The sequence below is a fragment of the Chryseobacterium sp. PTM-20240506 genome (assembly GCF_048296755.1).
Taxonomy (GTDB): domain Bacteria; phylum Bacteroidota; class Bacteroidia; order Flavobacteriales; family Weeksellaceae; genus Chryseobacterium; species Chryseobacterium proteolyticum.
Map to the genome: position 1 here is coordinate 1,513,098 of NZ_CP182581.1, position 12,108 is coordinate 1,525,205.

A 12,108-nucleotide genomic window follows, 5' to 3' on the forward strand; every position below is an offset into this window, starting at 1 on the left:
GACTAAATTTTAAAATTTAAAGTTTTTTTCTCCTACGCGTAAATCATTTGATTCTGCCATTTTGATAATAACCACGCCAAGGAAGTTCCCTGAAATGTTCTCTGGCAAGGAAAATTGAACGACCTGATTGGTATCGGGAAGCATAGAGATGGAAATTGCGGGTAATTTTATTTCCTTACCACTGTCTGTATTAGTGAGTTCAAACTCAACGGTGGCATCATTGATGGTGTTTCCATCATTATGGATACTTACTGCGACTTTTCTGTTCGCTGCATTCTCATTACTAGCTTCTGAAATATTGGTAATATCCAAACTTTTTACGTGGTTACCCGGTGGAGTATAAAAGATGTGGAGTCCCACCTCAAATAAGGTGATAATACCAATACCATTCTGAATACGTGCCTTATCAGCCTGCTGAGGAAGTTGGGTGAAAAACAACATGCTGTTTGTGACGGCAGACTTTGATGCATTTGCAGGAATCTGCATGGTTACTACAATTTCCTTTGTACTTTTTGCAGGAACTGTTACAGTATTTTCTAAAGTAGATATCCAGGACGCATTGGAAGCTTTTGAACTGCCTGCTTCAAGATAAACCTTATTTCCGTCTTCTTCTCTAACCCAATCTTTATAGTTGAGATTAAAAACATAATCCTTATCGGAGCTGTTTTGAAGCGTGACTGTCTTTGTTACTTTTTCACCTGGATTACCTGTAAAAAACAACCGTGTAGGCGACATAGAAATACTTTGTGCCAGAAGTGAGGAATATCCCGCGAGGATAAAGAAAATGAAAAGATAAATGAACTTGTGCATGGTGTAAATAGTTTAATAATAAAGATTCCCAAAACTACTGAAAACGCATCAAAATGGACCTTTACAAACTAAAAATTTTATTATAAAGCAGTCGCTGTATAAGTTACTGTTTGCGTATAAGTTCCGGCCGGTTTACCTAAAATATCAGAAGATGATGATTTTGCAGCTGGAATGGTGTAGTCCAGATTCAGTGTTAATGCGCTTCCGAGAGGAGCGTTTGCTACTAAAGTTTTTTCTCCTGCTGATAAAATCACATCAGTTTTTGTTCCGCCCATATTTCCAGGAGCTGCTGCGGCTTTGATTGTCAAAACATCTACAGGGATGGAGTTTAAACCATTGACGAAAGTCGGGCCACCTGCTTTTACCTTTACATTAAAGTTCTTCGTTGAGGTGATTTTCAAAGCCGAGGCCTGAGCCACTGTTTTTTCCGAATTATAGTCCATTGCAGTAACATAGTTAAAGGCAACTGTTCCTCCCATTGCAGTACTTCCTGCATCAATAGAGATTACATCGTTCAGGGTAATGTTTACGGTTGTGGTTGCGGTTGTATTTTGAGCTTGAACATTGTTAGATCCTAACATGATTGCTCCAATAGTTAAGGCTGCGATTGCGATTTGTTTTGTCATGGTAGTATTATTAATTTTTATTCTTGTTTATTTGCTCTCTTTTGAACACTACAAATCTACAGTGGCGATAAAAGTTTCTTTGTAGTGGAAAGAGGAAGTTGATGTAGTAAAATAACTACAGTATTATTCATCTGGTTTAAATAGAAAACCCTCAACACTTTACCTGTATTGAGGGCATATTTATATATAATTGTGTTTTATTATAAGGCAGTCGCAGTATAAGTTACTGTTTGAGTATAAGTTCCGGCCGGTTTACCTAAAATATCAGAAGATGATGATTTTGCAGCTGGAATAGTGTAGTCCAAATTCAGTGTTAATGCGCTTCCTAGTGGGGCATTTGTAACTAAATTCTGATCCGTTGCAGATAAAACTACAGCATTTTTTGTTCCCCCCATGGTTCCGGCAGCTGTAGCTGCTTTGATGGTCAAAACATTGACAGGGATTAAGTTCGTTCCATTCATGAAATTAGCACCTCCTGCTTTTACTTTAACATTAAAGTTCTTCGTTGAAGTTACTTTTAAAGAGTTGGCTTTAGTAATCGTCTGATCAGAATTATAGTCTGCTGCAGTAACATAGTTAAAATCAACCGTATTACCAATGGCTGTACTTCCTGCGTCAATAGATATTACGTCGTTCAGGGTAATGTTTACGGTTGTAGTTGCAGTTGTATTTTGAGCTTGAACATTGTTAGTTCCAAATATGATTGCTCCAAAAGTTAAGGCTGTGATTACGATTTGTTTTTTCATGGTGGTAATATTTTATTGTTATTTTTTACTTAATTGTTATCTTTTGTATACTGCAAATTTATAGTGGTGCTAAAAGTTTCTTTGTAGTGGAAAACGGAAGTTCATGTAGTAAAAAAACTACAAGATTTACTCACATCATAAATGAAAAGCCCTCGATACTTTTGTAGTATCGAGGGCTTTTCTATTTAAAATTGATATTGACTTACAATGCAGTGGCAGTATAAGTTATTTTTTGTGTATAAGTTCCTTGTGGTTTTCCTAAAAGTACCTTTGATGCATTTTCCGCAGAAATAGAGTAAGCAATATTTAAAGACTGTTTGGTACCCAAACTTGCATTACTCACCAATACCTGATCATTTGGAGATAAAGTGACCTCATTAAGAGTTCCCACCAAACTTCCGCCTGGTATGGCTTTTACCTGTAATATATCTACAGGAATTACGTTTGCGCCATTTACAAAGTGTGCCCCTTCAGATTTTACTTTTACATCGAAATTTTTAGAGGAAATAATGACTAAACTATTGGGAACGGTCACATTTTTAGATGAACTATAATCTTTTGTGCTCCCATAATTAAAATCTACGGCACCTTCTGAAGCAGCAGAGCCAATATCCATTGCAATAACGTCTGATAAAATAATATTGACTGATGTACTCACCTGCTCTGAATTTTGTGCCATAACCCGGTGGGTTCCTAAGGCAGTTGCTCCCAGAGACAACGCAACGATAAAGATTTGCTTTTTCATGATTAAATAAATTTAGTGAGGTGTAATAATATTGTCATTCAGAATTCAGAATTCAGAATTCATTATAAAGCTAATAACATTATATGACATTACCAAGACTTTTTCATTATTAAGTGTATTATCATAAAGATATTCAATCTGATAGAGTTATTTCATATTATAATCTTAAACTCCTTACTAGTAACTTTCTCGTTGAGCAAATTAATCTCTTTTGAAATTGTATCTATAATCAATACCTTTTACAGGCTTATTGTAAAAAAACCTGATGCTAAGGCTTAATAAACTTTGGCAAACTTATTCCGGTATTCAATGGGGGTAAGTCCGGTGATTTTTCTGAAAATATCACGAAATGCCTTCGTATCCGTATAGCCTACATCGTACATTACTTCCGAAACATTTTTCCGGGATGCTTCAAAAAACTTTTTAGCAGCCTCTATGCGTACCCGCTGTATGTATTCTACAGGAGTATTGTTTGTGGCATCCTTAAACCTTCTTTCAAACGTACGGCGTCCTATACCGGCATAGGCAGCAAGATCTTCAACCGTCATTTTCTCTTCATAATGATCTTCTATAAAATCCTGGACACTTTTAATCTGTTCATCCGTATGGCTTCTTTGACCACGGAAAATGGCAAATTGCGACTGGTTATCCCTGCTTATGTCCAGGGCAAAATATTTTGAGATCATAATAGCAGTTTCCCTGTCGGAATATTTTTCTACTAGGTAAAGTATCAGGTTCCATAAGCTGCTCGCTCCACCACTGCTGTAAATATTATCATGTTCTGTTATAATGGCCCCGTCTTCTACTTCTATCTGCGGATACCTATTTTTAAACTCGTTAATATAAGCCCAATGGGTAGAGCATTTACTGCCGTCCAGAAGACCTGTTTCTGCAAGAAGGAAGGCACCGACACATAAACTGGCAAGGCTTGTTCCTTCGAAATAAAGTTTCCTGAAATAAGGAATTGCATCTGCATTTGCCGCTATGCCTTCCTCCATATCCCCAAAGGTAGGAGGAATGATAAGCAGATCCGTATGGGTAACGTTCTGAAGGAGCCTGTTTGTCTTTATCGTATATTCTCCGCTATTAGCAGGAACATACTCATTTAATCCTACATATTCTACTTTAAAGATTGGCTTTTTCCCAAATACGGAAAGAAACTCATTCGCAGTATGAAAAGTCCTGAATGCCGGGGTTATGGCTTCTATGGTACCATATTGAGGAACAAAAACTGATATCTGCATACCTTTTATTTTGTGATAAAGATACTTATAATTTTTGTCGTAATCCACCCCTTAGGTTGTCGTTTTTACAACACCCGTTTTTTTATTATCTGTTCGATCTTTGTCATAACAATAACAACAAAAAATTAAAACAATGAAAAACGAACAAAAAATTCAGGTACAGGCCGAAGTTAATGCTCCTGTGGAAAAAGTATGGAAAATGTGGAATTCACCGGAAGATATTATGAACTGGAATTCGGCACACCCAAGCTGGCATTGTCCCAGTAGTAATAATGATCTCAGAGTCGGAGGTACATTTACAAACAGAATGGAAGCCAGGGATGGAAGTTTCGGTTTCGATTTCTCCGGTACTTACGATAAGGTTGACCCAAACAGGGAAATAAGTTATACCATGGCTGATGGAAGAACAGCCTCTACCATCTTCGATATACAAAACGGAAAAACATTGATAACAACAAGCTTTGATCCTGAAATCGAGAATGATCCCGAATTTCAGAAACAGGGCTGGCAGGCTATTCTGGACAATTTTGTAAAATATGCAGAATCATCAAATAATTAATAATTACTAAATCCTTAAACATGAAAAAGAATAAAATAATTTTCTGGACAGCTACCATTGTACTGATCCTTTGGGAAGGCGTTATGCCTGCTGCAACTTTATTGTTTGCATCCGAATATGTAAATGCAGGAACAAAAGCCCTGGGGTATCCGGACTATTTTGCCTACGCATTAATTATCTGTAAGATATTAGGAATTGTGGCCATATCATTTAATAAGGTACCTGATAAAATAAAAGAATGGGCCTATGCCGGTCTGGCTTTTAACCTGATATTTGCTTTTATAAGCCATGCATGTGTTGACGGTAATCCGGGATATATGTTGATGCCACTTGTATTTTTGGCAGTACTGATGGTCTCTTATCGCTTCCGGAAATGGAATGTCCGAAAAGAAGAATTAGCCACTTCCTATGATAAAATCCCTTCAGTACAATAAATCTTTGGATAATTAAAAAAAAACAAAATATATTCAAACCTCTAAAATCAGAAAAAATGACAAACAACAGCGTTTCATTACACAGAATAATCCAGGCAGCTCCGGAAAAAGTTTTCCGCGCATTTGCCGATGTAACAGCTTATGCTTCCTGGATTCCACCCTATGGATTTATATGCACTGTGCAGCAGGCAGATTTTAAAGAAGGCGGACAGTTTAAAATGACTTTTATTAATTTCAGCACTGGTAACGGACATTCTTTCGGTGGTACCTATACTGAGATCAGAGAAGGGCAGTTTCTTAAATATATTGAGCACTTTGATAATCCGGCTTTGCAGGGAGAAATGACTACTACAGTCTCATTCGGCAAAGTATCGTGCGGAACAGAAATCAGAATTGAACAAACCGGTATTCCTGAACAAATACCTGCAGAAATGTGCTATCTGGGCTGGCAGGAGTCCCTTGAAAAATTAAAAAGGCTTGTAGAGCCTGAAATTCCGGATGCTTAACGTAACTATATGCTTAACCATCAAAATGAATCTACAAGATTTGGAGTATTCATAACGTTAACAGGAAACTGTAAAGAAGCATTTACCTTTTATCAATCCTGTTTTGGAGGAGAACTTTTTTTTGAATTACTGGAAATACCTCTGAATCAATATTACAATAAACCGGTGATTAGTGGTTCTCTAATTTCTGAACGAATTGTTCTTCATGGTTCCGACCTTGTTCATGATGAAGGTTACCAAACGGGCAACCAACTTGCAATTTATTTTCCCTGTCAGGATGCATCCGAACGGTCTAGGCTTATAATGCGGCTTGCTAAAGATAAAGAAAGTTCTTCTCCGGAGGTGGAAAAACAACGGTTCATCGAAATAACAGATCTTTTTGGGGTTCGGTGGATATTGGGGGTAGCTTATTAAAAGTAAAAAAATTAAGGATAAAATCTATCAAATTAAACTTTGATAGATTTTTTACAAATCCAACCTCAAACTCGCCGATTTCGTATTTCAGTATAACTCAAAAAATAGGCATCAGAAAGCAAGATTATATCATTCGTTTGAATTGTATTTTGATCATCCCATAAGTAGAAACATAATCAATAATATTTCCGTGAGGTTTAATCATCAACATAAAAATTAATTAAGTATTACACATTCTGTAGTCATAAAAATAATATCTTAGTTGCATGAAATATTTAGAAAAAATTCAGGGATTATTGCCATTGGGATATTTATATCTTATTATTCTTGGACTTTTAAAGGAAAGTATCCTTTTTTATCAATTAGATATTAATATTTTGAAATACTCGTCCATAACAGATATTCTTATAAGTCCGATTGCTGACATGGCCTCCAGTCCGATTTTGATAATCGTTATTTTTTCTGTTGTGCTCATTTTCTTTTTATTGCAGGTAATCCTTGTAAAGAATAGAGAGAAAAGCTGGAGCAAAAAGCTGTTAGGAAATTATAAAATAAACCCTGAAACAGATAAGACGGAGCTGAAAAAAATCATGATCCCGATTTTTTCAATACTTGTCTCCATTGAACTCCTCGCATTGTTTGTCGGTCTTGGAATAGGCCAGGGTCGCATGATAAAAAAAAGAATTGACACTCAAAACCTGAAATACAATTATACCATCACTTCAGAATCTGAAGGACCAACTGAAATCTATATGATCGATATTAACAGTACCTATTATTTTTATGTGACCAAAGGAGATAAACATATTAAAATTGCCCCTGTTGGAAAAATAAACGGTCTTGAAGTAATCCCAAAAAATAATTAAAGTAATTGATCACATTATAAAGTTATTGCAAAACAAGAAGGACTATATCACTGAAATTTATAATAGTGATGTTTGTTATACGATCAATTTAAACAAAAAAAATCCCGGATGATCCGGGATTTTTTGTTCTTGTATCTCAATTTATTTGATCTCCACAGGAACCGAGATTTTATCCCAATCCATTGTGAATCCATTACTGTTGATTTTATACACTAAATTTTCCTGTGTTGCCGGTAAAGCTTTTGTTTTTACATCAACACGTAAAGCATCTTTTGCCTGTTCATATTTGTAAGCACCCCATTGTTTCGGCTCTTTGTTGAAAATCGCAGTCCATGTTCCACTTTCTTTAGGAATCAGGAAGAAGCTGTATTTCCCTGCAGGCAGCGGTTTACCCTGAACAGTAATATTTTTATCCGTTTCAAAAGTAGTTGCTTCATTAGCTCCCGCACGCCAAACTTTATCGTAAGCTTCTAAACCACCCCAGATGGTACGCCCTTTAACAGAAGGACTGCTATAGTTTATGGTAATGGTGGCATCTTTGATTTTTCCTGTAGCAGTAGCCGGAGGGCTGGCAGGCTTTTTAGTGTCCTGTGCAAAAGCATTTACTGAAAGCGTCATTGCAGCAAAAACTACAGTAACAGATTTAATCATTGTTTTCATAATAATTTGTTTGTTTATTTGTTGTTTACGAATTTACATCTTTCGGCTTATAAAACACTAAACCAATTGCAGAAAATATAACGACTGCCACTGCGCCGATTACATTAAGCCAGAGGAAAGAAATGATATCCAACTGGTAAACGGCAATTACAGTAATTTCTGATACAATGGCAGAAATAAATACATTCGCGCCGTTGATTTTCTTATAATAAAATGCAACCAGAAAAATCCCTAAAATCGGGCCGTAGAAAAGAGACCCCAATACATTCACCGCTTCGATAAGCGAACCCATTTGCGTGGCAAACATGGCTACCCCGATGGAGAAAATGCCCCAGGCCAAAGTGTGCAGGCGACTGTATTTCAATTCGGTTTTCTCATCAGGAATATCTTTTCTGAATATCAGATGAACATCTTTTAATGAGCAGGCGGCGAGGGAGTTCAGTGCTGCCGAAATGGAACCCCAGCTTGCCAGAAAAATGACGGCAAACAGTAAACCGATCATTCCTACAGGCAGGTTATTTTTTACGAAATACAGGAAAATGTAATTCGTATCCGTTTTCTCTGCATTATAATTTGATTTATTAATTGCTTCCTCTACCCTTCCGTGCAATGCTTTTACCTCAGTTTGCGTATTTTTAAAATCCTGAATTGTTTTGTTGAGCCGGGGAGAATGAGTTTCTTTTAGCTTTAAAATTTCTTTTGATTCTGCGTTAAATTTTATTTGCAAATCCTGATGTTCTTTTTCAAAAACCGCAGCCTGTTCAGGTTTTGTTTCCTTTAAATACTGATAAGAACGTTCATTAAAATAAATCGGAGCCGGTTTCAGAGAAAAGAACGCGAAAAGCAGGGCACCGATCAGGAGAATGGCAAACTGCATCGGAATTTTAACCAATCCGTTCAACAGCAAACCCATTTTTGCATTGGTATTGTCTTTGGCCGTAATATACCTCCCGACCTGACTCTGGTCCGTCCCGAAGTAAGAAAGAGCCAGGAAAAAACCGCCAATCAATCCACTCCAGATATTGTATTTGTCTTTCCAGTCGAATTCTGTGGTAATGACATTGAGCTTGCCTGATTTCCCCGCCAGATACAACGCATCCTTAAAACCGATTCCGTTCGGCATATTCTCGGTAAGCAGATACCCAGCAAAAGCCATTGTTCCCAAAATAATGAGAAACTGCAATTTTTGCGTGTGAGCGATCGCTTTTGCACCGCCAACATAGGTATAAATCAACAGAATGCCGCCCGTTAAAACATTGGTCAAATAAATATTCCAGTTTAAAACGCTTGATAAGATGATACTCGGCGCGTAAATGCTGATTCCTGTTGACAAACCCCTGGAAAAAAGAAAAAGCAATGAAGTGAGTACCCTTGTTTTCTTATCAAAACGGTTTTCTAAATATTCATAGGCCGTATACACATTCAGGCGCTGAAAAATAGGGATGAAGGTAATACAGATAACGATCATCGCCAAAGGCAAACCAAAGTAATACTGAACGAAACGCATACCGTCAGTATAGGCCTGGCCCGGTGCTGAAAGAAATGTAATGGCACTAGCCTGCGTAGCCATAATACCTATCAGCACAATGTACCACGGCATTTTATTATCTGCCTTCAGGTAGGATTCGTTGTTTTTTTGGCCCCGGCCGATGAATACGCCGTAAACCACCACTGCAACCAGTGTAAAAATGAGAACTGTCCAATCTATATTACTCATGCCCAGAATTTAGTAAACCAATAATAAAATGCGATCTGGAATACTAATGCTACTGCTAATAGTATGTACCAGATATTCCAGTTTTTAAGTTGTTTGTTCATCAGTTTTTCTGTGCACTTAAAAAATTAAAAAATAAACGTGCCGCCCCCACATTCCCTGAAGGCAGCTGTCTGAAAAATGCCAACGGCGTATAGATAAAATTACCCTTACCGTATTTGGCATATAAAGTAGATCCCTGAAGAGGCTCTTCATCGGTATCGTGCATTTCAAAAAGCGGTTCATACGCTGCATCCCATTGTGCAGGGAAATAGGCACCACGCTCCTGCACCCAGCCTTTAAAATCATCCGGAGTAATTTTGTTTGGAAAGTTCAGTAACTTATGATCAGGGTTTAAAAACGTAACCGCAGCATTTTCTTCGGTAACCCGTTTATTGGCAATACTGAAATTGTATATCCCCAATTTATCAACGGTTGTATCCTGGTTGGTGTTATACTGCATCACCAGATTACCTCCTGTTTTTACATAAGACCATAGAAAAGGCATCCAGCGACCCAGTTTTTTCTCTGTGTTATTAGCGCGAACCCCAAGTACGATGGCATCGTATTGCGACAGCTTGCTCTGACTCCCGTTTCCGGCAGACTCATCTATATTGCCATAAAAATCTTCATCTTTCAGGACGTCTACCTGGATACCTGCAATGCGTAGGAAGTCAGGAATGAAATCACCTGCACCTTCTATATACCCCACTTTTTTAACCTTCGCCTGAATATCGCCTTTCATGACGGTTACAGTGGCAGGTGCAAAATATTGTAAGGAAGGTAAATGCGGATACTGAATTAATATTTGCTTTTTATTATACGTAACTCCATCTGCAACAAAATTGGCTTCCAGTTGCAAGCGGGATGAATTAATTGAAGCCAGTTTCGTTTTTGGAATAACATAATCGATGGTAGTATCTTTTCCATTGAGCGAACTAATATCCGCGTTACCTACTCGCTCTCCGTTATACATGAGATTGAGGATACCTTTATTGAAGTTTTTGCTGGAATTCACCTTAACATTTAAACTCAAATGCAAATCTTCATTTTCTTTAACCACATACAGGGGTTGTATAAATTTCAGTTCCAATGCTGGAACAATACGCAGGCCTTCGACCACATCACCACGTACCGGATCTAATTTCTTAAAAGATAAAGGAAGTTTAACCCGAAACTTTTCCGAGCCTATTTTTAAACCAAGCAACACATTCAGGGATGACTCCGCCTCAGGCAAACCAATTAAAGTATCATTCGGAACAGAGAAAGTTGCTGCGTTGGCGGGAGGTTTTGCCAACCAGTAAGGTTCTGTAAGTGCCGCATCTGCAGGAATCTGAATGTTATGCTGAATGGTAATTAAAGAATCTTTTGACAGTTTTCTATTGAAGCTTTCTGATTGATGTAACCATTGTACATTTTCTAAAACAACAGGATCAGCAGCTCTTGAAATCAGATTTAACCTGAAATTATAATGGTCCCCGGCTACGGCCTCGGCCTGATTCGTCACCACCTCGCCCATAAATCCGGCACAGCTCAGAATGATATGGTCGAGAGATTTAATTTTATCCTTTTTCAGGTCTGCATCCTGAACTGCCATAACCTTTTTTCGTAAGGCAAGCAAAGCGGGTAAACTCAGATCAGGATTATTGAAATTGAAGGTAGAAATAATTTGATCTAAGGCCAGGTCAATGTCAGCGTTTCCTTTTGAGGTCCAGGTTTTAACGACTCCGTCAAAAAGTGTTGCTTTTGCAGGCTCTCCGATAACATGAGAAAAATATTCAGTTCTGATTCCGGCTACAGACTGTGTTCCTGCTCCCTGGCTTTTATGTAGGCTTCTGCTTAATCCTGCCAGTTCACCATAGCCCATTCCCAGCAGCGGATCATATTGCCCAACGGTAATTTTCAGTTGATTTTCAGAAGTTGTATTAACCCCACCAAACCGGAAAGTATTCCACAATACGCGTTTGGGTTGCCATACATTCACATATTTTAATTGATCCGGAAAAGCAGTTTTATCACCTGCCAGCCTGAAGGCTTTTTCCGCAACCACGGCCGAAGCCGCATGTTGTCCGTGGCCTGCTGCTGCAGTTGGAGGAAATCGACAAATGATAACATCCGGACGGAATTGACGGATGCCCCAAACTACGTCAGCGATAATGCTATTTTCATCCCATTGTTTGAAAGTATCGGTCGTATTTTTAGAAAACCCGAAATCAATGGCCCGGGTAAAAAACTGTTGGGCACCGTCTAATTTTCTTGCCTCCAAAAGCTCATGCGTTCTGATTAAACCCAATGCAGCTCCCTGCTCTGTCCCTAATAAATTCTGCCCCCCATCACCTCTTGTCAAAGACAAGTAGCCCGTTTCTACATTCTGATCGTTGATTAGCCACGAAAGCAATCCTGTATTTTCATCATCGGGATGAGCCGCAAGGTATAAAACTTTAGGGAGATGTTTAAGTGTTTTGAGTTCACGGTAAATTTCAGATGATTGGGAAGGCCGAACCTGTTGGGCCGAACAAAAAACCGTATAAAAGCCAAGAATAAATACAGCGCTTACTTTTTTGAACATTTAAATTTGCTTTGCGACAAATATAAGTAAATCATCTTTCTTGCAAACGTAAAAGAATCACACTGTGAATTTCACAAAAAAATGTTTAAATTTTTATTAAACCACAAACCGAAGAGGTTTAAATGATAAAACTTTTGTGATTTTGTGGTTAAGTTTAAGCACACTTATGAATGAAT

Annotated in this window: 13 protein-coding genes; 5 read left to right on the forward strand and 8 right to left on the reverse strand. The window is 37.9% G+C overall.

Annotated features, from left to right (window positions below):
- Window positions 1–9: 9 nt before the first annotated feature.
- The 5 genes from ACNFU2_RS06800 to ACNFU2_RS06820 all read right to left on the reverse strand — a co-directional run bounded on the left by ACNFU2_RS06800 (window position 10) and on the right by ACNFU2_RS06820 (window position 4,171).
- On the reverse strand, window positions 10–810 hold the full coding sequence (locus ACNFU2_RS06800; protein ID WP_273648389.1) for an Fn3-like domain-containing protein: 801 nt from the start codon (window positions 808–810) through the stop codon (window positions 10–12).
- An 80-nt stretch (window positions 811–890) separates the two neighbouring features.
- Entirely contained in the window at window positions 891–1,436 is a 546-nt protein-coding gene (locus tag ACNFU2_RS06805; RefSeq protein WP_172279027.1) for a peptidoglycan-binding protein LysM, read from the reverse strand.
- Between the two features lie 200 nt (window positions 1,437–1,636).
- Window positions 1,637–2,182, reverse strand: a complete 546-nt coding sequence (locus ACNFU2_RS06810; protein ID WP_172279031.1) for a peptidoglycan-binding protein LysM — start codon at window positions 2,180–2,182, stop codon at window positions 1,637–1,639.
- Window positions 2,183–2,384: 202 nt separating this feature from the next.
- Window positions 2,385–2,927, reverse strand: coding sequence for a peptidoglycan-binding protein LysM (locus ACNFU2_RS06815; RefSeq protein WP_418124347.1), 543 nt, complete (start codon window positions 2,925–2,927; stop codon window positions 2,385–2,387).
- A 275-nt stretch (window positions 2,928–3,202) separates the two neighbouring features.
- A complete protein-coding gene (locus ACNFU2_RS06820) occupies window positions 3,203–4,171 on the reverse strand; it encodes a GlxA family transcriptional regulator (RefSeq protein ID WP_306612801.1) in 969 nt (322 codons plus the stop codon).
- A 133-nt stretch (window positions 4,172–4,304) separates the two neighbouring features.
- Between ACNFU2_RS06820 and ACNFU2_RS06825 the strand changes: the two genes are divergently transcribed.
- From ACNFU2_RS06825 to ACNFU2_RS06845, 5 genes are all read left to right on the forward strand, one after another.
- Window positions 4,305–4,730 carry an SRPBCC family protein gene (locus ACNFU2_RS06825; protein ID WP_418124349.1) on the forward strand — a complete coding sequence of 142 codons (426 nt, stop codon included), beginning with the start codon at window positions 4,305–4,307 and terminating at the stop codon, window positions 4,728–4,730.
- 20 nt (window positions 4,731–4,750) lie between these two features.
- Window positions 4,751–5,164 carry a DoxX family protein gene (locus ACNFU2_RS06830; protein ID WP_273648395.1) on the forward strand — a complete coding sequence of 138 codons (414 nt, stop codon included), beginning with the start codon at window positions 4,751–4,753 and terminating at the stop codon, window positions 5,162–5,164.
- 56 nt (window positions 5,165–5,220) lie between these two features.
- Window positions 5,221–5,670: an SRPBCC family protein gene (locus ACNFU2_RS06835; RefSeq protein WP_273648396.1), complete on the forward strand. Its 450-nt coding sequence runs from the start codon at window positions 5,221–5,223 to the stop codon at window positions 5,668–5,670.
- Window positions 5,671–5,679: 9 nt separating this feature from the next.
- The gene (locus tag ACNFU2_RS06840) at window positions 5,680–6,084 is read left to right on the forward strand and encodes a VOC family protein (RefSeq protein ID WP_273648397.1); all 405 of its coding nucleotides are present in this window, start codon (window positions 5,680–5,682) and stop codon (window positions 6,082–6,084) included.
- Window positions 6,085–6,350: 266 nt separating this feature from the next.
- Window positions 6,351–6,950, forward strand: a complete 600-nt coding sequence (locus tag ACNFU2_RS06845; protein ID WP_273648398.1) for a hypothetical protein — start codon at window positions 6,351–6,353, stop codon at window positions 6,948–6,950.
- A 141-nt stretch (window positions 6,951–7,091) separates the two neighbouring features.
- Here the strand turns inward: ACNFU2_RS06845 and ACNFU2_RS06850 are convergent, their stop codons facing one another.
- The 3 genes from ACNFU2_RS06850 to ACNFU2_RS06860 form a co-directional block, all read right to left on the reverse strand.
- Window positions 7,092–7,610, reverse strand: coding sequence for a DUF2911 domain-containing protein (locus tag ACNFU2_RS06850; protein WP_172279045.1), 519 nt, complete (start codon window positions 7,608–7,610; stop codon window positions 7,092–7,094).
- Window positions 7,611–7,635: 25 nt separating this feature from the next.
- Window positions 7,636–9,327, reverse strand: a complete 1,692-nt coding sequence (locus ACNFU2_RS06855; RefSeq protein WP_418124353.1) for a sodium:solute symporter — start codon at window positions 9,325–9,327, stop codon at window positions 7,636–7,638.
- Window positions 9,328–9,427: 100 nt separating this feature from the next.
- The gene (locus tag ACNFU2_RS06860) at window positions 9,428–11,932 is read right to left on the reverse strand and encodes a PIG-L family deacetylase (RefSeq protein ID WP_273648400.1); all 2,505 of its coding nucleotides are present in this window, start codon (window positions 11,930–11,932) and stop codon (window positions 9,428–9,430) included.
- Between the last annotated feature and the right edge of the window lie 176 nt (window positions 11,933–12,108).

What these genes read in the sequence shown, in the direction of transcription:
- ACNFU2_RS06800 (WP_273648389.1), bottom strand. Translation starts at nt 810, where the DNA reads ATGCACAAGTTCATTTATCTTTTCATTTTCTTTATCCTCGCGGGATAT.
- ACNFU2_RS06805 (WP_172279027.1), bottom strand. Translation starts at nt 1,436, where the DNA reads ATGACAAAACAAATCGCAATCGCAGCCTTAACTATTGGAGCAATCATG.
- ACNFU2_RS06810 (WP_172279031.1), bottom strand. Translation starts at nt 2,182, where the DNA reads ATGAAAAAACAAATCGTAATCACAGCCTTAACTTTTGGAGCAATCATA.
- ACNFU2_RS06815 (WP_418124347.1), bottom strand. Translation starts at nt 2,927, where the DNA reads ATGAAAAAGCAAATCTTTATCGTTGCGTTGTCTCTGGGAGCAACTGCC.
- ACNFU2_RS06820 (WP_306612801.1), bottom strand. Translation starts at nt 4,171, where the DNA reads ATGCAGATATCAGTTTTTGTTCCTCAATATGGTACCATAGAAGCCATA.
- ACNFU2_RS06825 (WP_418124349.1), top strand. Translation starts at nt 4,305, where the DNA reads ATGAAAAACGAACAAAAAATTCAGGTACAGGCCGAAGTTAATGCTCCT.
- ACNFU2_RS06830 (WP_273648395.1), top strand. Translation starts at nt 4,751, where the DNA reads ATGAAAAAGAATAAAATAATTTTCTGGACAGCTACCATTGTACTGATC.
- ACNFU2_RS06835 (WP_273648396.1), top strand. Translation starts at nt 5,221, where the DNA reads ATGACAAACAACAGCGTTTCATTACACAGAATAATCCAGGCAGCTCCG.
- ACNFU2_RS06840 (WP_273648397.1), top strand. Translation starts at nt 5,680, where the DNA reads ATGCTTAACCATCAAAATGAATCTACAAGATTTGGAGTATTCATAACG.
- ACNFU2_RS06845 (WP_273648398.1), top strand. Translation starts at nt 6,351, where the DNA reads ATGAAATATTTAGAAAAAATTCAGGGATTATTGCCATTGGGATATTTA.
- ACNFU2_RS06850 (WP_172279045.1), bottom strand. Translation starts at nt 7,610, where the DNA reads ATGAAAACAATGATTAAATCTGTTACTGTAGTTTTTGCTGCAATGACG.
- ACNFU2_RS06855 (WP_418124353.1), bottom strand. Translation starts at nt 9,327, where the DNA reads ATGAGTAATATAGATTGGACAGTTCTCATTTTTACACTGGTTGCAGTG.
- ACNFU2_RS06860 (WP_273648400.1), bottom strand. Translation starts at nt 11,932, where the DNA reads ATGTTCAAAAAAGTAAGCGCTGTATTTATTCTTGGCTTTTATACGGTT.